The 21,713-nt window shown below is 71.4% G+C and carries 20 protein-coding genes; 12 read left to right on the top strand and 8 right to left on the bottom strand.

The genetic code is table 11. The features are described from left to right. From V6U82_RS30920 to V6U82_RS30910, 3 genes are all read left to right on the top strand, one after another. Window positions 1-973, top strand: a 973-nt coding sequence (locus tag V6U82_RS30920; RefSeq protein ID WP_334467499.1) for a glycosyltransferase family 4 protein, incomplete at its 5' end; no start/stop codon positions are given. Between the two features lie 80 nt (window positions 974-1,053). Further along, the gene (locus V6U82_RS30915) at window positions 1,054-3,528 is read left to right on the top strand and encodes a serine/threonine-protein kinase (protein ID WP_334467497.1); all 2,475 of its coding nucleotides are present in this window, start codon (window positions 1,054-1,056) and stop codon (window positions 3,526-3,528) included. A 118-nt stretch (window positions 3,529-3,646) separates the two neighbouring features. Further along, entirely contained in the window at window positions 3,647-4,456 is an 810-nt protein-coding gene (locus tag V6U82_RS30910) for a metal-dependent hydrolase (RefSeq protein WP_091427497.1), read from the top strand. 1 nt (window position 4,457) lies between these two features. Here V6U82_RS30910 and V6U82_RS30905 read toward each other — a convergent pair whose 3' ends face one another. Further along, a complete protein-coding gene (locus V6U82_RS30905) occupies window positions 4,458-4,943 on the bottom strand; it encodes a hypothetical protein (protein WP_334467494.1) in 486 nt (161 codons plus the stop codon). A gap of 391 nt (window positions 4,944-5,334) precedes the next feature. Between V6U82_RS30905 and V6U82_RS30900 the strand changes: the two genes are divergently transcribed. Genes V6U82_RS30900 through V6U82_RS30865 form a run of 8 tightly spaced genes read left to right on the top strand, consistent with a single transcriptional unit; the run spans window position 5,335 to window position 14,380 of the window. Then, the gene (locus tag V6U82_RS30900; protein WP_128138129.1) at window positions 5,335-6,381 is read left to right on the top strand and encodes a LacI family DNA-binding transcriptional regulator; all 1,047 of its coding nucleotides are present in this window, start codon (window positions 5,335-5,337) and stop codon (window positions 6,379-6,381) included. Window positions 6,382-6,421: 40 nt separating this feature from the next. Continuing rightward, window positions 6,422-8,017, top strand: coding sequence for an FAD-dependent oxidoreductase (locus V6U82_RS30895; protein WP_128138130.1), 1,596 nt, complete (start codon window positions 6,422-6,424; stop codon window positions 8,015-8,017). 21 nt (window positions 8,018-8,038) lie between these two features. Next, complete coding sequence (locus V6U82_RS30890) at window positions 8,039-9,322, top strand: ABC transporter substrate-binding protein (RefSeq protein ID WP_334467492.1); 1,284 nt, start codon at window positions 8,039-8,041, stop codon at window positions 9,320-9,322. Between the two features lie 11 nt (window positions 9,323-9,333). Then, entirely contained in the window at window positions 9,334-10,281 is a 948-nt protein-coding gene (locus tag V6U82_RS30885; protein WP_334467491.1) for a carbohydrate ABC transporter permease, read from the top strand. Further along, window positions 10,271-11,113: a carbohydrate ABC transporter permease gene (locus V6U82_RS30880; protein WP_128138133.1), complete on the top strand. Its 843-nt coding sequence runs from the start codon at window positions 10,271-10,273 to the stop codon at window positions 11,111-11,113. The genes V6U82_RS30885 and V6U82_RS30880 overlap by 11 nt, the downstream gene beginning before the upstream one ends. Continuing rightward, window positions 11,110-12,030 (top strand): ROK family protein, encoded by a 921-nt coding sequence (locus V6U82_RS30875; protein WP_334467489.1) that lies wholly within the window; start codon window positions 11,110-11,112, stop codon window positions 12,028-12,030. Before V6U82_RS30880 ends, V6U82_RS30875 begins: the two co-directional genes overlap by 4 nt. Beyond that, window positions 12,027-12,740: an N-acetylmannosamine-6-phosphate 2-epimerase gene (locus V6U82_RS30870; RefSeq protein ID WP_302907923.1), complete on the top strand. Its 714-nt coding sequence runs from the start codon at window positions 12,027-12,029 to the stop codon at window positions 12,738-12,740. The genes V6U82_RS30875 and V6U82_RS30870 overlap by 4 nt, the downstream gene beginning before the upstream one ends. After that, entirely contained in the window at window positions 12,737-14,380 is a 1,644-nt protein-coding gene (locus tag V6U82_RS30865) for a DUF4127 family protein (RefSeq protein ID WP_334467485.1), read from the top strand. Before V6U82_RS30870 ends, V6U82_RS30865 begins: the two co-directional genes overlap by 4 nt. A 39-nt stretch (window positions 14,381-14,419) precedes the next feature. On the opposite strand, the gene V6U82_RS30860 is transcribed toward V6U82_RS30865, so the two are convergent. From V6U82_RS30860 to V6U82_RS30835, 6 genes are all read right to left on the bottom strand, one after another. Then, a complete protein-coding gene (locus V6U82_RS30860; protein ID WP_334467483.1) occupies window positions 14,420-15,136 on the bottom strand; it encodes a VOC family protein in 717 nt (238 codons plus the stop codon). A gap of 92 nt (window positions 15,137-15,228) precedes the next feature. Then, the gene (locus tag V6U82_RS30855; RefSeq protein ID WP_334467482.1) at window positions 15,229-15,561 is read right to left on the bottom strand and encodes a TfoX/Sxy family protein; all 333 of its coding nucleotides are present in this window, start codon (window positions 15,559-15,561) and stop codon (window positions 15,229-15,231) included. Between the two features lie 994 nt (window positions 15,562-16,555). Then, window positions 16,556-17,200, bottom strand: a complete 645-nt coding sequence (locus tag V6U82_RS30850) for a class I SAM-dependent methyltransferase (protein ID WP_334467481.1) — start codon at window positions 17,198-17,200, stop codon at window positions 16,556-16,558. After that, the gene (gene thiL, locus V6U82_RS30845; protein ID WP_334467480.1) at window positions 17,197-18,315 is read right to left on the bottom strand and encodes a thiamine-phosphate kinase; all 1,119 of its coding nucleotides are present in this window, start codon (window positions 18,313-18,315) and stop codon (window positions 17,197-17,199) included. The genes V6U82_RS30850 and thiL overlap by 4 nt, the downstream gene beginning before the upstream one ends. Then, window positions 18,312-18,965, bottom strand: coding sequence for a (d)CMP kinase (locus tag V6U82_RS30840; protein WP_334467478.1), 654 nt, complete (start codon window positions 18,963-18,965; stop codon window positions 18,312-18,314). The genes thiL and V6U82_RS30840 overlap by 4 nt, the downstream gene beginning before the upstream one ends. 65 nt (window positions 18,966-19,030) lie before the next feature. Further along, complete coding sequence (locus tag V6U82_RS30835) at window positions 19,031-19,729, bottom strand: hypothetical protein (protein WP_334467477.1); 699 nt, start codon at window positions 19,727-19,729, stop codon at window positions 19,031-19,033. A gap of 113 nt (window positions 19,730-19,842) precedes the next feature. On the opposite strand from V6U82_RS30835, the gene V6U82_RS30830 reads away from it, so the two are divergent. Then, a complete protein-coding gene (locus tag V6U82_RS30830; protein WP_334467476.1) occupies window positions 19,843-20,607 on the top strand; it encodes a hypothetical protein in 765 nt (254 codons plus the stop codon). Window positions 20,608-20,620: 13 nt separating this feature from the next. Here the strand turns inward: V6U82_RS30830 and V6U82_RS30825 are convergent, their stop codons facing one another. Further along, complete coding sequence (locus V6U82_RS30825; protein ID WP_334467475.1) at window positions 20,621-21,097, bottom strand: HIT family protein; 477 nt, start codon at window positions 21,095-21,097, stop codon at window positions 20,621-20,623. Between the last annotated feature and the right edge of the window lie 616 nt (window positions 21,098-21,713).

Genomic DNA, 21,713 nt, shown 5'->3' with positions numbered 1-21,713 from the left:
CCACGACTGGCTCGTCGCGCACACCGCCATGACACTGCGCGAGCACCTCGACGTGCCGCTGGTGACCACCATCCACGCCACCGAGGCGGGCCGGCACCAGGGCTGGCTGCCCGAGGAGATGAACCGGACGATCCACGGCGTCGAGCACTGGCTGAGCAACGCCTCCGGCCGGGTGATCGCCTGCTCCGGGTACATGCGCGACCAGGTGGCCCGGCTGTTCGGCGTACCGTCCGGGCGCGTCGACGTGGTCGCCAACGGTGTCGACGACCGGGCCTGGCGGGCGCGGCCGCACGCGGTCGCCTCCGCCCGGGCGCGCTTCGCCGCGGGCGGGCCGCTCATCGGGTACGCCGGACGGCTGGTCTACGAGAAGGGTGTGCAGCACCTGGTGCACGCCGTGCCGCACCTGGCGAAGCGGCATCCCCGCCTGCGGGTGGTGATCGCCGGCGACGGGCCGTACAAGGACGAGCTGGTCGACCAGGCGCGGCGGCTGCACCTGGGGGACACGGTCCGGTTCGCCGGTTTCATGGACGCCACCCAGTTGCCCGCGGTGCTCGCCGCCACCGACGCCACGGTGATCCCCAGCCTCTACGAGCCGTTCGGCATGATCGCGCTGGAGGCGGCGGCCGCCGGCGCGCCGCTCGCGGTGGCGCGCACCGGCGGGCTGGCCGAGATCGTCGAGCCCGGCGTCACCGGCGTGACGTTCCCGCACGGCGACCCGGACGCGCTGGCCGGTGCCGTCGACCGGCTGCTCGGCGACGAGGTCTTCGCCCGGCGGGTGGCCCGCAGGGCGCGCAGCATGGTCAGCCGGCGCTACACCTGGTCGGCGATCGCCGCCCGGACCGCCGCCGCCTACGCCACCGCCCGCCGCGACCACGACGCGTTCCAGGCCCGCCGGGCCACCGCCCTGCTGGCCGGCGACCGGTCCCCGATCGCCGTCCCGGCGGGGAACCTGCTCGCCGGCACCGCAAGTTAGGGCTATGACGCGCTGACAGGCGATAGGTACCGTCCGATCCGTTGGCTATTGTGGACCACTGACCAGCGGTGAGGAGTGCGGTGCGGGAGGTAGTGATCGCGGGGCGGTACCGCCTGCTCGAACTGGTCGGCCGCGGCGGGATGGGCCAGGTCTGGCGGGCGCGCGACGAGGAGCTGCAGCGCGAGGTCGCGGTGAAGCAGGTCGTGCCGCCGAACTGGCTCGCCGAGAACGAGCGGGACGAGCTGCGCGCCCGTACGCTGCGCGAGGCGCGCACGTCCGCGCGCCTCAACCACCCCAACGTGGTGCGGGTCTACGACGTGGTCCGGGTCCAGGGCGAACCCTGGCTGATCATGGAGTACGTCCCGTCCCGCTCGCTTCAGGAGATCATCGAGAGCGACGGTCCGCTGCCGCCCGGACGGGCCGCCGAGATCGGCCTGTCGGTGCTCGCCGCGCTGCGCGCCGCACACGACGCCGGGGTGCTGCACCGGGACGTGAAGCCCGCGAACGTGCTGCTGGCCCGGGACGGACGGGTGCTGCTCACCGACTTCGGGCTGGCCGTGTTCGAAGGCGGCGACGGCGCGATGACCCGGCCCGGGCTGGTCCTCGGCTCCCCCCAGTACGTGGCCCCGGAGCGGGCCGCCGAGGGCGTGTCGAGCGTCGAGGCGGACATGTGGTCGCTGGGCGCCACGCTGCACGCCGCCGTGGAGGGCCGCTCGCCGTACGCCCGCAGCACCGCGATGGCCACGCTCGCCGCGCTCGCCACCCGGCCGCCCGATCCGGCCCCGCACGCCGGCCCGCTGACGCCGGTGCTGTCCGGGCTGCTGCGGCGCGATCCGCGTACCCGCCTCGGGCACCGCGAGACGGCCCGCCTGCTCGGCGTCGCCGCGGTGTCGGAGGCCGACGCGGAGGCCGCCGGCTCCGCGGGCCGCGCCACCGCCGGGTCGTCCGACCGGCCGGCCGGCGGACGCGACACCGACGTTCCGGCGGGTGACGAGCCGGGGTTACCGGGGAACCCGGCGGCTCCGGGCGGTATCTACCCGGACCTGATGCCGCCGGCCGCCGCCGCCCGCGCGTGGAGCCGGGCGGCGAAGCGCAGCGAATGGGCCCCGCCCGCCGAGGGCGACCGCGCGCCACCATCCGGGGACGCGACCGGCGTCCCCGGCCCTTCCGGTACGTCCGGCCGCGCCGTCCCGGCCGCCCACGCGGACGCGGGGAGCCCGTCGTCCCCGGTCGACCGTTCGGGGGCGGCCGGGCGGGCGGACGCGGGCGGTCCCTCGTCCCCGGCCGGCCGGCCGGAGGCGAACCGCCGCACGGATGCGGACGACGGCTCCGGTGCGGTCGCCGGCTCGGGTGTCATCGGCGGCTCGACCGCGGCCGGCGGCCCGACTGCGGGTGGCGGTCCCACTGTGGTCGGCGGCCCGACCGCGGCCGGTGGGTCGGCCGGGGTCGGCGGCTCGGGTGCGGCCGGCCGCTCGCCCGCGGTGGGCCGGGCGGCGCCACCGGATCGATTACGGGCCGGTGACCCGGAGCGAGGCCGCACGGCTGAGCCGGAGCAGGGCGCCTCGGACGCGACCCCGCCGCCGCCCCGGAGCGGGCCGGCCCGCCCGGGTCCGGTCAGCCTCGGTCCGACGGTCCTCACCAGCTTCGTCGACCCGGGCAGCCCGGCCGGCCCCGAGTCGGCGCCCCGCGCCGACGCCCTCAGTCCGGTGCACATCGTCGGCCCCGGCGCCGCGCCGGTCGCCAAGCCTCCCCCGGTCGCCCACAGCGGGCCGGTCGACAGCGGCGCGGTGCATCCCGCCCCGCCCCGGCCCGCCGGGGTTCCCCGCCCCGCCGACCCCCCGCTGACCTCGGGTGACGCGAACCCGCTGCACCGCTGGGGGCTCGTGCTGGGCGCCGTGCTGCTGGCCGTGGCGACGGGTGTGGGCACCGCGCTGGCGATCACCGGCGACCGCGACGAGACGCCGCAGGCGGGCGGTCCGACCGAGGCCGTCGCCCGTCCCTGGGACCGCCCGCCCGGGCCGGGCGCGCCACCGCCGCCGTTCCCCTGCGTCCGGCCCGACGTGGCCGGCACGCCGGTCCGCAAGGGGCCGCCCCCGGACGACCCGCGGGTGACCGTTCCGGCCGGCTGGGTCTGGCCCGCCGACACCGGCGGCTTCCGCATCGCCCTGCCCGCCGGCTGGCTGCAACTGCGCTCCGGCGACACCACCTGCTTCCAGGACCCGGCGACGCGGCGCATCCTGGGCGTCGAGCCGTACCCGGGCGGTGATCCGGTGGGCCGGCTGAAGTCGTCCGAGCGGGATCTGACCTCGGCCGGCCGGCTGCCGGGGTACCAGCGGGTCCGGCTGGAGTCCGACGGCCCGGGCGCGGCGTGGGAGTGCCTCTGGACCGCACCGTACGGGGAACGGATGCACGCGATGCGCGTCCTGCCCGGCGAACGGGCCGGCTGGACGCTCGGCTGGACGACGTCCGACGCGGACTGGCCCGCCGCCTCGAAGCAGTTCGCCGTCATCCGCGCGAGCCTCGGCACGGTCAAGCCCACCCGTACGGCAGGCTGAGGCGGCCCCCGCGGCACCCGCTCCCCAGTGGACCGTCCGGCTGATGCCCCGCTGTCGCACGGGCTGACTACAGTGGCGTAGTTTTGTGGATCAAGATCTTCGGGAAGGGCGAGCCGAGATGATGGGACCGTCCCACGCGCTCTCGGGCGCGGCGGTGTGGCTGACCGGCTCCTGGGCGATGGCCCAGTTCGCGGACTACCACCAGACACCGCTGGCGCTGGCGGTGGGCACCGCGGTCTGCGCCGGTGGGGCGCTCTTCCCCGACCTGGACCTGTCCGGGAAGGTCACCCGCAACCAGGGCGGCGCCACCGTGGCTCGCACGTTCGGTGTGGTCAGCCTCTTCGTCGCCGAGGTGATGGAGAAGATCTCGCTCGGGGTCTACTACGCCACCAAGCTCAGCAAGGATCCGCGCCGCAACAACGGGCACCGCACCCTGACCCACACCATCCCGTTCACGGTGCTCGTCGGCTGGGGCACCACCGCGCTGTGCGCCCACTACGGCAAGTGGGCGGTGGTCGGCATCCTCTTCTTCATGATCGGCCTGGCGCTGCGCGGGCTCTTCGACAAGTGGGCCGAGCGCGCCGGCTGGGTGGTGGTCACGCTGGTGTCCGCCGCCGCGGCCTGGTTCACGTTCGCCAACCTGCCCGGCGACCGGGGCTATCCGATGATCGGGCTCGCGGTCGGCGTGGGCTGTTTCGTGCACATCCTCGGCGACATGATCACCCGGGCCGGGGTGCCGATCCTCTGGCCCATCCCGATCAAACGGCGGATGTGGACGATGGTCGGACTGCCCAACAAGATCGCTCTGCGTACCGGCAGCAAGGCCGAGACGGTGGTACTGCGCACCGCGATGACGATCCTGTCCGTGCTGGCCGCGGTGGGGCTGGTCGCCCCATCGGTGCTGCAGCGCTTCGACATCCAGGTGTAGGTCAGCCCGCCTCGGCGCGCACCGCACGAGCCGCGGCCGCCCGGCGCCGGATCATCCGGGCCGTCCGTCCCACACCGCCGGCGGTGAGCGCGTACGCCGCCGTCGGCGGGAGGACCAGCAGCGCGGCGATCCCGGCCACGAGCGGCACCCGGGTGCCGGGCACGTCCGTGGCGACCGCCGCCGCGGCGGCGTACCCGGCGGCCAGCACGACCGCGACGAGCCCGGCGAACGCGAGCGCCGGACCGGTCCGCCGCCGGCCCGCGGCCTCACCGAGCGCGACCGCCGGCGCGAACAGCAGCGGCAGCGCGGCCACGCCGAGCAACGCCGCGATCAGCACCAGCAGCGGTCCGGCCAGCGGGCCGCCCGGGTCGGCGCCGGTGACCAGCGCGTACGCCAGCAGCCCGAGGTAGCCGACGACCGCCTCCGCGACGACGACGAGCCACGCCGCCGTGGCTCCCGCGAGATGACGAGCGACAGTGGTGCCCACGTTGTCCCCTCCCCCGGCGGACGGCGCCACGACCGTCCTGTCGGAACGGTAGCGCCTCGCCTCGTCGGGGCCGCGGCGGGCACGGCCCGGCACGCGTCATCACTCTCGGTAAGAAAACAGGCGTCATCGCTCATCCGCACGAGCGGACGATGACGCGCTAATGCGCATTAGCGCCGAGGTTCGCCTACTGTCGCTCGCCCGGTCAGCTCTTGTCAAGACCTCGCTCGAACGACTCCCGGAGGACGGCGAGTCCGTTTACTAATGCGCATTACTCCAGGGAGTTCATCGAACGGAAATCTTCCGGCCACCCCTTGACAGCGAGCCCGGACAGCAGCGAGGCTCCATCCCGACCCGATCGCTAATACGCATTAGCGGCAGTGGAAGGACCGACGTGACCCCACCCCCCAGGCGTGTCACCCAGCGTGACATCGCGCGCATGGCCGGCGTCAGCCAGGCGACCGTGTCGCTGGTGCTCAACAACCGCACCGACGCCGACGTCCGGATCGCGCCGGAGACACGGGACCGGGTGTTGCAGGTCATCGCCGAGACGGGGTACGCCGCCGACCCGGCCGCCCGCCGCCTCGCCTCCGGGTTCAACCGGATCATCGGCGTCTTCACCTACGAGCCGGCCTTCCCCAGCGGCAGCCGCGACTTCTTCCACCCGTTCCTGCTCGGCATCGAGGAGTACGCCGAACGGGTCGGCTGCGACCTGCTGCTGTTCACCAGCGCCCCGGTGGTGGACGGCCGGCGGCGCATCTTCCACCAGGACAACCGGCTGCGCCTGGCCGACGGATGCATCCTGCTCGGCCGGGAGATCGACGGCGCGGAGCTGCTCCGGCTCAACCGCGACGGGTTCCCCTACGTCGCCGTCGGCCGCCGTGACGACGCCGGCGGACCGGTGCCCTACGTCGGCGCCGACTACGCCAGCGCGGTCCACCGGCTGGCCGAGCGGGCACTTGACCTGGGGCACCGGCGCCTGACGTACGTGGGCATGGGCACCGCGGCCGAGTCCTCGCACGACCGGCGCAGTGGTTTCCACGCCGGCGCGGCCGGCGCGGAGAGCGCCCGCCAGATCACCGCGACGGCGGAGACCGCCGGCGCCACTGTGGACGACCTGCGGGCCGACGGCAGCACCGTCGTCTTCGTGGAGGACTTCGCCACCGCCGTGGCGCTGGAGTCGGCCGCCCGCCGCAGGGGGCTGACGGTGCCCGGTGGCCTGTCCGTCGTCACCCTCGGCGACCCGACCGTCCCGGTGCCCACCGACATCACGTTCACCGGGTTCCGCATCCCGCGCGAGGAGATGGGCCGCCAGGCCGTCGAGGTGCTGACCGGCGTCATCGACGGCAGCGCCGCCGGCCTCCAGCAACGGCTCCTGCCCTGCGAACTCGTCGAGGGCGACACCCTCGGCGTCCCTGGAACGGCGGCCGACCGGCGCTGACACGCCCGGCCGCGCAACTGGAAGGAAGCAAGTGGTACTAATGCGTGCGGACGTCCTCGTCGTCGGGGGCGGACTGGGCGGTGTCGCCGCGGCGCTGGCCGCGGCCCGTGCCGGGCGGTCCGTCATCCTGACCGAGGAGTTCGACTGGCTCGGCGGGCAGCTCACCAGCCAGGCGGTCCCGCCGGACGAGCACTCCTGGATCGAGCAGTTCGGCGCCACCGCGAGCTACCGGGAGTTGCGCGACGGCATCCGCGACTACTACCGCCGCCACTACCCGCTGACCGAGCGGTCCCGGGCGTGGACCGACCTGAACCCGGGCGCCGGCTGGGTGAGCCGGCTCTGCCACGAGCCCCGGGTCGCGGTCGCCGTCCTGGAGCAGATGCTCGCGCCGTACCGGGGGTCCGGGCGGCTGACGGTGCTCCAGCCGTACCGGCCGGTCGCGGCCGAGACCGACGGCGACCGGGTCACCGGCGTCACGCTCGCCCACCGGGACCGTGACGAGCGGATCGAGGTGGAGGCGCCGTACGTCCTGGACGCCACCGAGACCGGCGAGCTGCTGCCGCTGACCGGCACCGAGTACGTGACCGGGTTCGAGTCGCAGGCGCAGACCGGCGAGCCGAGCGCGCCCGCCGAGGCGCAGCCGCTGAACATGCAGGCGGTGTCCGTCTGCTTCGCGCTGGACCACGTCGACGGCGACCACACCATCGACCGTCCCGCCGGATACGACTTCTGGCGCGACTACAAGCCGGACTTCTGGGGCGACCGGCTGCTGTCCTGGCGGTCGCCGCACCCGCGCACGCTGGAGATCGTCGAGCGCAGCTTCACGCCGAACCCGGACGACGACCCGCTGGGCGTCAACGCCGACCAGCGGCTCAACCCGGGTGACGGCAACCTGTGGACGTTCCGGCGCATCGCGGCGCGGCGCAACTTCGTCGACGGCGCGTACGGCAGCGACATCACACTGGTGAACTGGCCGATGATCGACTACTTCGAGGGCCCGGTCATCGACGTGCCGAACGCGTCCTGGCACCTGTCCCAGGCGCGCGAGCTGTCGTACTCCGTCCTGTACTGGCTCCAGACCGAGGCGCCCCGCCCCGACGGCGGCACCGGCTTCCCCGGGCTGCGGCTGCGCGGCGACGTGACCGGCAGCCCCGACGGGCTGGCACAGGCGCCCTACATCCGGGAGTCGCGCCGCATCCGCGCCGAGTACACGGTGGTCGAGCAGGACCTCTCCCTGGCGGTACGCGGCGAGCACGGCGCGGTGAGCTACCCCGACTCCGTCGGCGTCGGCATGTACCGCATCGACCTGCACCCGTCGACCGGCGGCGACAACTACATCGACGTCGGCTCCTGCCCGTTCGAGATCCCGCTCGGCGCGCTCATCCCGCAGCGGATGGAGAACCTGCTGCCGGCCGGCAAGAACATCGGCACCACGCACATCACCAACGGCAGCTACCGGCTGCACCCGGTCGAGTGGAACGTCGGTGAGGTCGCCGGCCTGCTGGCCGACTTCTGCCTTGCGCGGGGCGAGTCCCCGCGCGCGGTCCGCGGCACCCCCCGCCTGCTGGCCGAATTCACGGACCGCATCTCGGCCGCCGGCGTGGAATGCCGCTGGCCGCAGATCGCGGGCTACTGAACCCCCGGTGAGGAGAAGAAAGTGAGATACGGAAGACTGTCCGGCCTGGTCGCGGCGACCATGACCGGTGTGCTGGCCCTGACCGCCTGCGGTGGTGGCGGCGAGGCCAAGGACGACGGCCCGGCCAGCCTGCGGATGACCGTCTGGTCGGCGAACGAGGCGCACCTGAAGCTGTTCAACGAGATCGCCGACGAGTACCGCAAGAACAACCCGGACGTCGCGGAGATCAAGTTCGATCCGCTGCCGTTCGAGAACTACACCACGACCCTGACCACGCAGATCGCCGGCGGCAACGCGCCGGACCTCGCGTGGATCTTCGAGAACTCGGCTCCGGACTTCGTCGCCTCCGGCGCGCTGCGCCCGCTCGACGACACGCTGAAGAAGGCCGACGGCTACCAGTACGACGACCTGTCCCCCGCCACGCTGAAGCTTTGGCGCAACGACGGGAAGCTCTTCGCGTACCCGTTCTCGACCTCGCCGTTCGGCGTGTTCGTCAACAACGACATGCTCAAGAAGGCCGGGCAGAAGACCCCGGCCGAGCTGATCGCGGCCGGGCAGTGGAACTGGGACACCGCGCTCGCCGCGGCCGGCGCCACAGCGGCGAAGTCGGGCAAGGCCGGGCTCGTGGTCCGCGACTTCGACTACAAGGGCTGGGACAACCTGGCCACGTTCTGGACCGGCTGGGGCGCCCAGGCGTGGAGCGAGGACGGCCGTAGCTGCGGGTTCAACAGCCCGGAGATGGTCGAGGCGATGACCACGCTGCACAAGGCGATCTTCACCGGCAAGGCGCTGCCCGGGCCGGGCACGACCGCCGACTTCTTCGCCGGTGACGCGGCCATGACCGTCACCCAGATCTCCCGCGCCTCGCTGCTGAAGGAGAACGGCTTCGACTGGGACCTGGTCCCGCTGCCGGCCGGCCCGAAGGGCCCGTACGCGGTGGTCGGCCAGGCCGGCATCGGCGTGATGAAGAAGAGCCCGCACGCCGAGCAGGCGGCCGACTTCCTGGCCTTCTTCACCAACCCGGCCAACTCGGCGAAGCTCGCCCAGTTCTTCCCGCCGCCGCGGCAGTCCCAGCTGACCGCCGACACGCTGGCGAAGACGAACCCGAAGCTCAAGCCGGAGCAGCTCCAGAAGGTCGTCATCGACGGCATCACCAACGGTGTGGTCAAGCCCAGCCATGCCGGGCAGGCCGAGCTGAGCCAGCAGGTGCGCGCCGCGTTCGACCCGCTGTGGAAGGCGGACGCGGACGTCAAGGCCGTCCTCGACGGCGTCTGCTCCAAGATCCAGCCGCTGCTGGCGAAGTAGGGCCGAGGATCATGACCCAGACGGACACCAGGGTGGGCCCGGCTGCTGCCGGGCCCGCCCCGGGCCGGGCCCGGCCGTTCTGGACCACCCGCCGCCGGGACCAGCTCACCGGATACCTGTTCATCACCCCGCAGTTGCTCGGCAGCGTGGTCTTCGTGATCCTGCCGCTGGTCCTCGTGGTCTGGTACAGCCTGCACGAGTGGAACGTGCTGGCCGGCAGCTTCGACTACATCGGCACCGACAACTACGCCGCGCTGGCCGACGACCCCAACCTGGGCCCGGTGCTGCGGTCGACCGGCCTGTTCTCGGTCGGCCTGGTCGTGCTCAACCTCGGCCTGGCGTTGCTGCTGGCCGTCCTGCTCAACCAGAAGCTGCGCGGGACCATCGTGTTCCGCACCATGTTCTTCTCGCCCGTGGTGGTCTCGCTGGTCGCGTGGACCATCGTCTGGGGCTTCCTGCTGCAGGACAACGGCGGCGTCAACGGCCTGCTCGACACGCTCGGCGTCGACGGCCCCAACTGGCTGCGCGGCGAGGGCACGGCGATGCTGTCGGTGATCGTCGTGCAGGTGTTCAAGAACGTCGGCCTGAACATGGTGCTGTTCCTGGCCGCCCTCCAGGGCGTGCCGGCCGAGCTGTACGAGGCCGCCGAGGTGGACGGCGCGAGCCGGATGCGCCAGTTCTGGCGGATCACCGTGCCCCTGATCAGTCCGACGATCATGCTCACGTCGATCATCACGGTGGTCGGCTCGCTGCAGGTGTTCGCGCAGATCGCGGTGCTGACCCAGGGCGGGCCGGGCACCTCCACCACGGTGCTCGTCTACTACCTCTACCAGCAGGCCTTCCAGTTCCATCACTTCGGCTACGGCGCCACGCTGTCGATCCTGCTGTTCGTCATCGTGCTCGCGCTGACCGTGCTGCAGTGGCAGATGCGCAAGAGGTGGGTCTTCCATGAATCGTGACCTGTCCCGGCGGACCAAGCTGGTGCTCTACGGGGTGCTGATGGTCCTGGCCGTTCCGTTCGTGTTCCCCACCTGGTGGATGGTCACCTCGTCGCTGAAGCCGGTGGCGGACATCTTCTCCTTCCCGCCGCAACTGCTGCCGACCGATCCGCGGCTGGACGCGTACCAGCGGGTGTTCGAGCTGCAGCCGTTCGGGCAGCAGTACCTCAACAGCCTCTACATCGCGCTGCTGGTCACCGTCGGCACGCTCGCCGTGGCGTCGCTGGCCGGGTACGCGTTCGCGCGGATCCGGTTCCGGGGGCAGAACGTGCTGTTCCTGGTCGTCCTCGCGGGCCTGCTCATCCCGAGCGAGGTGACGATCGTGCCGCTGTTCCAGATGTTCTTCAAGCTCGACCTGATCAACACCCACTGGCCGCTGATCCTGGTGCCGATCTTCGGGGCGCCGAGCGTGCTGGCGACGTTCATCATGCGGCAGTTCTTCATCAGTCTCCCCGGGGAGCTGGAGGAGGCGGCCCGGGTCGACGGGCTGGGACGCTTCGCCACGTTCTGGAAGATCGCGCTGCCGCTGTCCCGGCCCGCGCTCGGCGCGGTGGCCATCTTCACGTTCCTGCACAGCTGGAACCTGTACCTGGAACCGATCGTGTTCCTCTCCTCGCCGGACAAGTTCACCCTGCCGCAGGCGCTCACCCAGTTCGTCGACGCGTACGGCGGTCCGATGTGGGACGTCCAGCTCGCGGCGGCGTCGATGACGGCGCTGCCGGTGCTGGCGGTGTTCGTCATCGCGCAGAAGCAGTTCGTCGAGGGCCTCGCGCACACCGGTCTGAAGGGATGACCGCGCCGGCCGTCGGGATCGACATCGGCGGCACCAAGACCGCCGCCGCCCTGGTCGATGCCGGTGCGCGGGTGCTCGGCCGCCGCGAGGCGCCCACCCCCGCGCGCGGCGGGCCGGCCGCGGTGCTGGACACCGCCGCCGGCCTGGCCGCCGACCTGCTCCCCGCCGCCGGCCCCGGGCCGGTCGGGGTGGGTACGGCGGGCACCGTCGACCCGGCGACCGGCACCATCCGGTACGCGACCGACAGCCTGCCCGGATGGGCCGGCACCCCGGTGGCCGACGAGCTGGCCGCGCGGCTGGGCCGGCCGGTACGCGTCACGAACGACGTCGGCGCGGCGGCGCTGGGCGAGTGCTGGGCCGGCGCCGGACAGGGCCGGGGGCACGTGCTGCTGGCCGCCGTCGGCACCGGGCTGGGCGGCGCGATCGTCCGCGACGGGCGGGTCGAGGGCGGCGCCCGGGGCGCGGCCGGGCAGCTCGGGCACCTGCCCGTACCGGGCGCGCACCGGCTGCGCTGCGGATGCGGCCGGTACGGGCACCTGGAGGCGATCGCCTCCGGCACCGGCCTGGCCTCCGCGTACGCGCTCACCGGCGGTGAGCCGGTCACCGGCCGGGAGGTGGCGCGACGCGCGGCGGCCGGCGACACGACCGCCCGGCAGGTCGTCGACCGGGCCGGTGTCGCGCTCGGCGCGGCACTGGCCGGGCTGGTCGCCCTGCTCGACCCGGCGGCGGTCCTGGTCGCCGGCGGCGCCGCCGCCACCCTGCTGCCCGCCGCGACTGCCGCCTACCGGGCGGAGCTGCCCGGCGGCTGGGCACACGTGCCGCTGCTTGCGGCGGCACTGGGCGCCGACGCGGTGGTGGTCGGCGCCGCCCGGCTCGCCACCACACCGATCCACCACGACGGAGGAACCAGCACGTGAGTGTCCTGGACGAACTCGCCGGCGGGCTGGTCGTGTCCTGCCAGCCCCTGCCCGACGACCCGGACGACCCGATGCGCGACCCGTACGTCCAGGCCCGCGTCGCGGCCGCCGTGGTACGCGGCGGGGCGGTGGCGGTCCGGGTCAACGGCCCCGACGACGTGCGGGCGGTACGCGCCGCCGTCGACGTGCCGGTGATCGGGCTGTACAAGCACGGCACGCAGGGCGTGTTCATCACCCCGACCGCCGGGCACGCCCTCGAAGCGGCGCGGGCCGGGTCGCACGTCGTCGCGGTGGACGCCACCGACCGTCCCCGGCCCGACGGCCGGACCTTCGCCGACACCGTCCGCGCGGTCCACGAGCAGAGCGACGCGCTGGTCCTGGCCGACGTCGCCACTGTGGCCGAGGGCGTCGCCGCCGTCGAGGCCGGCGCGGACGCGGTCGCCACCACGCTGTCCGGCTACACGCCGGCCGGCCCACCGATCGACGGGCCCGACCTCGGGCTCGTGGCGCGACTCGCCGCGCTGCTGCCCGTGCCGGTGATCGCCGAGGGGCGCTACCGCACCACGGAGCAGATCAGCCGGGCCTTCGAGGCGGGAGCACACGCGGTGGTGACGGGCAACGCCGTCACCTCACCGCTGTGGATCACCCGCCGGCTGGTACCGGCCACCCCCCGGGCGGCGAGCGCGCCGGAGAAGAGGGAGCATCGATGAAGAGAAGAACGCTTCTTGCGGCCACCGGCGCGGCCGGCCTGGCCACCGTGGCCCTCGGCGGCCCCGCCGTCGCCCGGCCCGCCGGCCGGGGACCGAGCGTGGCGCTGGTGCCGTTGGACGACCAGCCGGTCAACACGTACTGCGCGGAGATGACCGCGGCGAGCGCCGGCGCCGAGGTGCTGCTGCCGCCGCGGAACCTGCTGGGCCGTTTCTTCACCCCCGGTGACGGTGCCGGCATCGCCCGCTGGCTCGACGGCACCGACCGCGTCGACGGGTACGTGATCTCGGTGAGCATGCTGGCGTACGGGGGGCTGATCGCCTCGCGTACCGCCGCACCGGCCCTGGCCGACGCGTTGCGCAACCTGGAGGCGATCCGGCGGCTGCGTGCACGCGGGTCGGACACGGTGATCGAGGTGCACGACACGATCCAGCGGCTCGCGATCACCAGCACCGGCACGGACCTGGACAACTACCGTGACCTGCTGGTCCAGTGGGCCAAGCTGTACGACCAGGTGGTCAACCTGGGCCAGGAGTCGCTGCGGGGCCAGCTCGACGCCGTGCGGGCGCGCATCCCGGACGCCGTGGTCGAGGACTACCTGGCCGCGCGGGCACGCAACCACCAGGTCAACCGGCTGATGGTGGAGTGGGTGGCGGACGGGACGATCAGCCACCTGGTGCTCTCCGAGGACGACACCGCGCCGGTCGGCCTGGCGCGCGCCGAGCGGGTCGAGCTGGAGGCGCTGGTGGCGCGGCTCGGCGTCGGCGACCGGGTGGAGATCTTCCCCGGTGCCGACGAGGTCAACGCGCTGCTCGTCGCGCGGATCGTCGCCGCCGGCGTCGCGCCCACCTACCGGGTGGAGTACGCCGGGGTGTCCGGCGAGGGCTGGACCGCCGCGTTGGAGGGCATCCCGTTCGCGGAGAACATCCGCCGGCACGTCACCTCGGTGGGCGGCCGGGTGGTGACCGGCGACGCGGACGTCGTCCTCGCCGTGAACACCCCGTCGGCCACGCCCGGGCAGCGGGCCGCGGACCTGGACGCGTTCGTCGGCCGCATCGGCGGGCTGCTGGCCGCCGGCACCCCGGTGATCGTGGTGGACCCGCTGATCGTCAACAAGGGCGACCACGACCTGGTGTCCCGGATGGAGGCCCGTCTGGAGCTGCCCGCGCTGCTGTCGTACTCGGGGTGGAACACCGGCGGCAACGCGCTCGGGCTGGCGCTCGCGCACGGCACCGCGCGGTGGGCGTACCTGCGTTCGTCCGGCAGCGGCTTCGGCGTGCCGGAGCTGCGCGGGCCGGCCCAGGCGCACGCCGAGTACCTGCTCTACCGGTTCGTCAAGGACGACCCGTGGAAGAACGTGGTGCAGGTCGAGGCGTACGCGCACGCCCGGGCGCAGGGCTGGGATCCGCTGGCGCTCACCGCCGAGCAGAAGCGCTACTTCGACGGCTGGGTACGCGACCGGCTGGTGCCGCTGACCGAGCGGTACTTCGCCGACCACTTCGCCGGGCACGAGCTGGTGCTCGGCACACGCGGACGCAGGACGTTCACCGCGACGCTGGACCGGGTCACGGCGGTACGGGTCGAGCTGCCGTGGGACCGCCTGTTCGAGGTCACGCTGGAGCCGAGCCTGCGGCTGCGCTGACCGGACGGCGCGGGTGCGGTCCCTGGGGCCGCACCCGCGTCACCGGGCCGTCAGCAGGCAGAACTCGGTGCCGTCCGGGTCGGCCAGCACCACGTCGCCGGCGGTGTGCCGGCCCGTACCGGCCCGGGTCGCGCCGAGCGCCAGCAGCCGGTCGATCTCCGCGTCCCGGTCACCGTCCGCGACCAGATCCAGGTGTACGCGGTCCCCGTCGCCGCGGTCCATCAGCGGCGGACCGCTCCAGGTGACCTTCGCGCCACCGCGCGGCGACTGGATCGCGGTCTCCTCGTCCTGGTCCCAGACCAGCGGCCAGCCCAGCGCCTCGCTCCAGAAGAGGCCGGCGGCCCGCGTACCGTCGCAGTTCACCGCGCCGACCGGGCCGCAGCCGGCGAGGAAGGTGTTGCCCGCCCCGATGACGCAGAACTCGTTGCCCTCCGGGTCGGCGAGCACCACCTGGTCGTCGTCCGGCCCCTGGCCGATGTCGATGTGCCGCCCGCCCAGCGCCAGCGCGCGGTCGACCGTCTCCTGCTGGGCCTGCGGCGACGCGCTGGTCACGTCGAAGTGGATCCGGTTCTGCACGGTCTTCGGCGCATCGCTGGGCAGGAAGCGGATGCGGAAGTCGCTGTGGGCGTCCGGGCCCAGCGCCACGCCCTCGCGCGGGTCGTCGATGATCTCCCGGACCAGCACCCCGGACCAGAACCGCGCGAGTCGTCGTGGGTCGCCCGCGTCGAGGCTGACCGCGTGGAGGTGAACCGCCATCCGCCCGTCTCCGATCCGCCGCCGTCGTCGGCGGCAGGCGGAGCCTAGGCCGGACGGGCCCGGGCGCGCAGCCGGATTTCCCCCCGGTCGCGCTACTTCGCCGGCAGGGTGCGCGCGAATCGGACGCCCCGGTCGACCCAGCGGGCCAGGTCCGGGTCGCGCTCGCAGGCATCGGGCGACACGGTGACCCAGCCCCGCATCTCCCGGCCCCGCATGACCGTCGCCTCGGCGCCGGGCTCGGCCAGCACGCGTCCGGCCTCGGCCGGGTCGACCCGGACCATCAGGCCGCCCGCGCCGCGCACGACCACCGCCATGTTGCCGCGCAGCATCATCGCCAGGCCGCCGAACATGCGCCGCTCGGTGATGCCGGGCTCGCGCCCGAGGCGTTCGCGCACCCGGTTCGCCAGGTCCTCGTCGTAGGCCATGACGGCATCGTGGCGTCCGGGTCCGACAGCGCTCCGCGCGCTGCCATCCGTCGCATTGCGACCAGAGCTTATAAAGCCTGAATCCTCGCGCCTTCCGTGATCGTGCGAACTGTGTTCAGTGGGCTGGCCGTGTTTCTACTTGGGCTACTCGCATTTCGGATGCGGTACCGTTGTGTCTGCGCGGCGAAGGGGTCCAACGAGGCCATGCGCCAATCGGTGAAGCAGTAGCGGTAACTGGGCAGCGTCTATAGGACACCGACGAGGTGCCTAGGCCGACGGCTCGCTCGCTGGGCGGTGCGCCGCAGGATGGCTCAAGAGATGCTCGCCGAAGGGCTCGGCAAGTCCAAGAGCTGCGTGGACAAGGCCGAACGCGGAGCTCACGCCGTCGGCCGCGATGCCCTAATCCAGGAGATCGCCAAGGTGCTCCGGCTCGGCCTCACCGGCCTGCTCGACCTCCCCATCGGCCCATGCCGGCGACCGTGGCCGGGGTCGGACGGCGTCGAGCGATCCGCGCCGCCCTCGCCCTCTACCACACAACAGCCCCGACCCCCGACATGCTCGTGCACGCCAAGCGGATCACCGTCTCGGTGCTCGTCCGCCCGGCGAGGCCAACATCGCCTGGCTCGCCACGGACCGGGCCGTCACCAACGGCGGCGGCCAACCTGCGTGCCCACCACGTCCATCGCTGTCACCCGTACGCTGCGGCGCCACCCTGGCTGACCGAGATACGGTCAATGACCCGCACACACAAGTACGGCCCCACCGCCGACTCTCCACCGAACACCCCGTAGGCGCCACCTGCGCCCACCTCACCACCGGCGGTCACCGCGGCCGGGCAGGCCTCAGCACCGCCGATCGAATAGCAGCCGCCCGGTCCGCTGCAGGCCCGCCTCACGTACCGTCCCGCCGAAATCACCCGACGCTACCTCGACAGCAGCCAACGTCGCCCGGCTCGCCGCTTTCGTCGGCCTGTCTCGCTGAGATGCGGCGGCGTTCAACCACACCCCCCGGACGGCGATCGCTCGGTTGTGGCGGTGAACCAGTCCTTACGCGTGCTCTTATCCAGATGCACGACGCGCAGCCCAGCCGCACGACAGGCAACGGCAAACTCGTCCGGCTCGTAGTAGGTGAACCAGCGGGGCGCGGGGAACTCCTCCGTGGTGCGCCATCCGTCGAGGCCTCCGTGTTTCATACTGATCAGCGCCCGGCCCCCCGGCATCAGGGTCCGGTAAATGCCGGCAAGCGCCGCGGCGGTGTAGGGCTTCGGTAGGTGCAGCAGGACACCGCTGGCGATGATGCCAGCGAAGCAGACGTCTCGAAACGGCAGGGCAATCGCGTCACCGCACACCGCGTGGGGCGTGGCGAGACGCGCTGCCGTAGCGGTCAGCAGTTCGATCGTGACGTCCACGAGGACAGCCGTTCTGCCGGTCGCGGCCGTCAGGTGGGAGTCCCGGCCGGCTCCACAACCCAAGTCCAGGACAGGCCCATCCGGCAGCGTGGCGAGGAACGCCTCCAGTTCCTGCTGAAGCCCCGGAAACCGGCTGTAGCTAGCTGTCATTGCGGCGTATTGCTCGGCCAGTGAAGCATAGGACTGCCGGATCCGGGCAGTGCCGGGCCAGGTCGCGACGGCGACGGTCACGACGCAGTGGTGGGAGCGGTTACGCCGGCAACGAGGCCACTGACGTCGGTCGTCTGATGCTTCCAGGCGACTCCGGGCAGCGCGTGGCGGGCACCGTCGCGACCAATGAAGGTCACCCCCGAATCGGGTGCGGTGGCACGGCCAATGACATCGAAGGTCAGGCCCTTGACGGCGAATGCATCCCGGCAGGCGTCCAGGCGATCAGCGGAAACGGTGAAGGCCAGGTGAAAGTCCGCGGAAGCGCTCATCGCGAGGGTAATGTCGTCAGAGCCGATGAGTTTAGCGACTGCACTGACGGCCGGGTGGACTGCGATGTCATCCTCGACTACGTCGAAGCCGACACCGCTGGCGGCGGAGAGCTGCTCGATGGTGGCCTTGAGACCGTCTGAGGTGTCCTGGCAGGCGGTCGCGAACCCGCCAGTGGACAGCACCCGCCCTTCGGCCACTCGAGCGAGCGGCCGACGCCAGCCGTCCAGCAGATCCTGTTCCAGGGCCTCGGGCAAGTGCCAACCGTGGGCACTCCGCTTAGGGAAGTACGCGACCGCAGCGCCCAAGACTCCGCACGGCCCGGTGACGCACAGGTAGTCACCGGGCCGGGCGCCACGACGCGTCAACGCGGTGCCGGTGCGGCAGACGCCGATGGCCGAGGCGGACAGCACGATACGCTCAGCGTTGCCGATGTCGCCGCCGACGTTCAACGTGCCGAAGTCGGCGCACGCCTGGTTGATTCCCGCCATGATGTCGAGGAACGAATCGTCATCGAGATCGTTGGGGTAGCGAACGACGGTCAGGACGCCGATCGGAGCGGCACCCATCGCAGCAATGTCACTGACGTTGGCTGCCACGACATAGTAGCCGATGTCGAAGTTCGTCAGTAGGCCCTGCTCATAGAGGGCGAACTTGGGGCCGCGGACGTAGTCAGATCCGACGACAAGGGTGACCGGGCCGTCGACCTCGTAGACCGCACAGTCGTCCTTCGAGTCGGCGCCCGTTGTCAGCGTGACGTGCGGGCCGTGATCGTCACCGAGAACGGCGCCAGACTGACCGGCGAGGAACGCCCCGACCAGCTTCGCCACGCGGGTCGGTTCGTCGGAATAGGTGGCTTCGGAGGTCATCGTTGGTCTCCCAAATGGTGAAGGACGGCCCTCACCGTGGCGGATGTCGGCAGGAAGGTGGTGTCCAGAAGGAGGCCGCGCGGATGGCGGCTGACGTATTCGCGGGTGACTTCGTCGAGCCTGGTCGCCGGACCGATGGTCACTGCGCGCCCGGGCAGCGCCTGGTATTGAGTCCGACGGCGGTGCCGGCGGATCGCCTCGTTGGCGGTGAGAAACACGTGGCAGTGGGCGTTCGCCATGATGGTCGTGGCGCAGTCACGCCCGACGGCGATCATGCGCTCATGTCTATCTATGATCATTCGATGGTGCGTGGCGATGTCCCGTCGCCACGCAGGGTCGGCGGATATGACGCGCAACTGTTGTTCCACTTCCGATGACCAAAGGGCGTCAGTGATGTCTTCCCCGTGGTAAACGACGGCGGGGAGGGCGGGTCGCGCCCCCCGTGCAGCCACCTCGTGATGCAGAACCTCGAACAACGAGCCGCCGCCGGTCAAGACTGGGTCCCGCAGCGCGGCATAGGCGACGGCACGATAGGTCAGCCCGGTGTCGAGCACGTGGGTGCCGTGCAGTCGGGATGCGAGTGCGTAGGCGAGGCTCGTCTTGCCGCTGGAGCTCGGGCCGTCTACAGAGATCGCCAAGCCGTGATGCATTCGAGCTAATCCCTCTGCCGGATGCTGGGGTGGCATCAATGTATGCCATCGCGGCCAACGCTCGGCTACCCCTGCAGGGGCGGAGCCGACAAACTGCTCACGATCCGCGCCTGCCAGCCCTGTGTGGCGATCATCGTCGCTCGAAGCAGGTTCTTGCGGATCACGACCGACCAGTCCCATTCTGGGTCAGCCATGCCGAGCATGGCTCCCACCACGGAGCGGAGATACTGGCTACGGATGCGGCGCTCTGCGTCGAACGCGATATGCATGCTGCCGTCGCCGCAGTAGTAGTAGGGCCGATCAGCCGTCGCGAACCGCCGTAACCCGGTGAAGTCCGACAACTCGATTCCTGCGAGCCCGTCGCATGCCATCAGGTGCGCGGCACGAGCCCCGTCGACCGGAAGGAAATGCCAGTGGGCGTGGGTGATGCACGCCGAGGGCAGCTCCGAGGACGAGCCGTGTTCCAGGACGGCCATCTGGCCGAAGGTCGCAACGTAGATTGGCCGCAGGACCCTCACGATGGCGTGCGCATGGTCGGACTGCACGTCGTCGAGATGCCCGAAGCTGAGATAGTGGTCCTCGGGCAGCAACAGCAGATGGCCGACCGTCAGCGGAGACATGTCGGCGATGAGCCGGAACCCCGGGACCGATGCGATCTGACGACTGGGTGGGTCGCCCTGGTAAGTCGTCGCAAAGGTGCTGACTTCAGAGGAACGCAGCTCGTCGCACAGTTCGGCACCGTTGCACACTGACGTGACAGTCACGCCGACCTCCGTGCCGGCCGATGAAGCGGAAGCATCCACCATAGCATCGATTTACGTCAGTGACTAATTGAGATCCAACTTTCCGCTTGTCAATGCGTTCTACCGTTTGTCGCATGCGGCCCTTCACAGCAAAGATCGTCGACCGCGCGATCCTGTTGTCCGCGACGTGCGTCATGGTCGCGCAGCAGTACTCCGTACCATCGGCACCGTTCTGGAACAGCATCCCCGGTGGCCGCCGCTACGTCATCGCCATCCTGGTGGCCGTCATCGCGACGTTCGGCGCTCTCACACCCGCCCAGGTCTGGTCCGAGCGCTCCCAGATGGCTCGTCGCACCGCGGTTCGCCATCAGATCCTCAACCACTTCGGTCGGCTGCTCACGATCGCCTCACGCGTAAACCCCAAGCCACCCCCTTCCGACCTTGGGCTACACGTATGGCGGATCACCTGGGAGGTGCGGCGCCCTCGTCGCCGGCTGGTCCGCATCGCCACCTACCGACTAGGGAGCACGCCCGCCACCCGCGTCTTCGAGCCCGGTCGCGGTGTCGGCGTCGTCGGGCTGTGCTGGAAGCGCAACGAGGAGGTGTCGGTTGACGTCGAACTACTCGCGGCGAAGCTCACCACAGCGACCGAATACAATGCCTACGTCGACTCCGAGGGCGCTGACGCCGTCATGAACCTCTCCTGGCCGGATTTCCAGCGGGTGCGCCACCGCGGCGCGGTCTTCGCCAGCCCGATCCGTAACGGACGGGGCGAATTCATCGGCTGCGTCAGCGTGGACGCCACGTCCGGTTTCGCCACCCTCAAGAACGATGAACTTTGGCACGAGATCAACTCGCTATGCATGCTCCTGGGGGACGACGGCATCCTGCACGTATGAGCGAGTAGAGGGCTCAGCTCAGCACTCGGTGGCACTCGTTCATCACCCGGTCTGTAGCTGCCTGCCAGGCGTCCGGGTCACAGTTGGGCAGGATCTGCCGGATGCCACCGGCAGGGTCCTCCACATCGCCGAATCGGCGGGGTATGACATGGATGTGCAGGTGGTCGACGCTGCGACCCGCCGCACGGCCCTCATTGACACCTATGGTCCATCCCTCTGGCCGCAACCGTTGGGACAGGTCAGCGCGCACCGCCAAGATCAGCGCGAAGGCGTCCTGCAGCTCTTCGCTAGTCAGATCGAAGAACGACTCGACGTGGCGTTTCGGGACGACCTCAGTGTGCCCTTCCGCGGCTGGAAAATTGTCCAGTCGGGCAAAGCAGGTCTCGTTCCGGTGCGAGATCCGATTCAGTCGCGCGTCGTCCTGCCGACAGAACAGGCAGCCGGGCGATGGATCTTCGGAAATCGTCCTGTCAATGCCTTCTGGTCCCACACAGCCCTCCACCGCCGACCGCTGTGCGCCACCGCAGGCGCAGGGCGCGCGTGACGTCTGCTGGCGACATAGTACAAGGCGGGCTTCGACAGGTGAGTCATCCGCACAGCAAGCCTTGGACCTGGGGATATCCATACGGACACTCCGGACCGTGCTGGGTCCATCATCGAACCGTTATGGTGGAAGGGCAAGCCAATCAAGATCAAAGCCGCGGCGCAGATCATGTTCACCTGGGAGGGCTCGATCTGGGTGCGCTTCGGCCAGCCCGTGGAACATGTTGCGGTGGCAGTGAGGGTCGACAGTGAGGGATGCAGGAGAGCGGTAGCCCGTAGACGCATGCCCACCGCGTCATATGGCTACGCCGAGGACGCAGGTCCGACAGGTTCGGAACTCACTGCTCCGGGAGTTCGAAGGACCGACAGACCTCACGGATCTAGCAACCGACCCGCCGCCGAACGCGAACAGCACTCTTGTCGCGGCCCCTCTGGCGGTCCTATCGTCGCCGCGCTGCTCATTCGTGTGGGAGCTGGGCAGGAGCACCGACTATCCCCCCCCCCGTTACCTTTTTGATCGTCCCCAGCCGGGGACTCCTCGGTCGCCCGGCCCGGTATGACTT

The organism is Micromonospora sp. CPCC 205554 (genome assembly GCF_036902745.1).
GTDB lineage: Bacteria > Actinomycetota > Actinomycetes > Mycobacteriales > Micromonosporaceae > Micromonospora > Micromonospora tulbaghiae.
The sequence above is the reverse complement of the archived record's forward strand: the minus strand, read 5'-3'. Positions and strand labels throughout refer to the sequence as shown.

Excerpts from the sequence above, each read along its gene's own strand:
- V6U82_RS30865 (WP_334467485.1), top strand. The coding sequence starts at position 12,737 with ATGAAGAGAAGAACGCTTCTTGCGGCCACCGGCGCGGCCGGCCTGGCC.
- V6U82_RS30840 (WP_334467478.1), bottom strand. The coding sequence starts at position 18,965 with ATGCATCACGGCTTGGCGATCTCTGTAGACGGCCCGAGCTCCAGCGGC.
- V6U82_RS30880 (WP_128138133.1), top strand. The coding sequence starts at position 10,271 with ATGAATCGTGACCTGTCCCGGCGGACCAAGCTGGTGCTCTACGGGGTG.
- V6U82_RS30885 (WP_334467491.1), top strand. The coding sequence starts at position 9,334 with ATGACCCAGACGGACACCAGGGTGGGCCCGGCTGCTGCCGGGCCCGCC.
- V6U82_RS30895 (WP_128138130.1), top strand. The coding sequence starts at position 6,422 with ATGCGTGCGGACGTCCTCGTCGTCGGGGGCGGACTGGGCGGTGTCGCC.
- V6U82_RS30830 (WP_334467476.1), top strand. The coding sequence starts at position 19,843 with ATGCGGCCCTTCACAGCAAAGATCGTCGACCGCGCGATCCTGTTGTCC.
- V6U82_RS30860 (WP_334467483.1), bottom strand. The coding sequence starts at position 15,136 with ATGGCGGTTCACCTCCACGCGGTCAGCCTCGACGCGGGCGACCCACGA.
- V6U82_RS30875 (WP_334467489.1), top strand. The coding sequence starts at position 11,110 with ATGACCGCGCCGGCCGTCGGGATCGACATCGGCGGCACCAAGACCGCC.
- thiL (WP_334467480.1), bottom strand. The coding sequence starts at position 18,315 with ATGACCTCCGAAGCCACCTATTCCGACGAACCGACCCGCGTGGCGAAG.
- V6U82_RS30910 (WP_091427497.1), top strand. The coding sequence starts at position 3,647 with ATGATGGGACCGTCCCACGCGCTCTCGGGCGCGGCGGTGTGGCTGACC.
- V6U82_RS30855 (WP_334467482.1), bottom strand. The coding sequence starts at position 15,561 with ATGGCCTACGACGAGGACCTGGCGAACCGGGTGCGCGAACGCCTCGGG.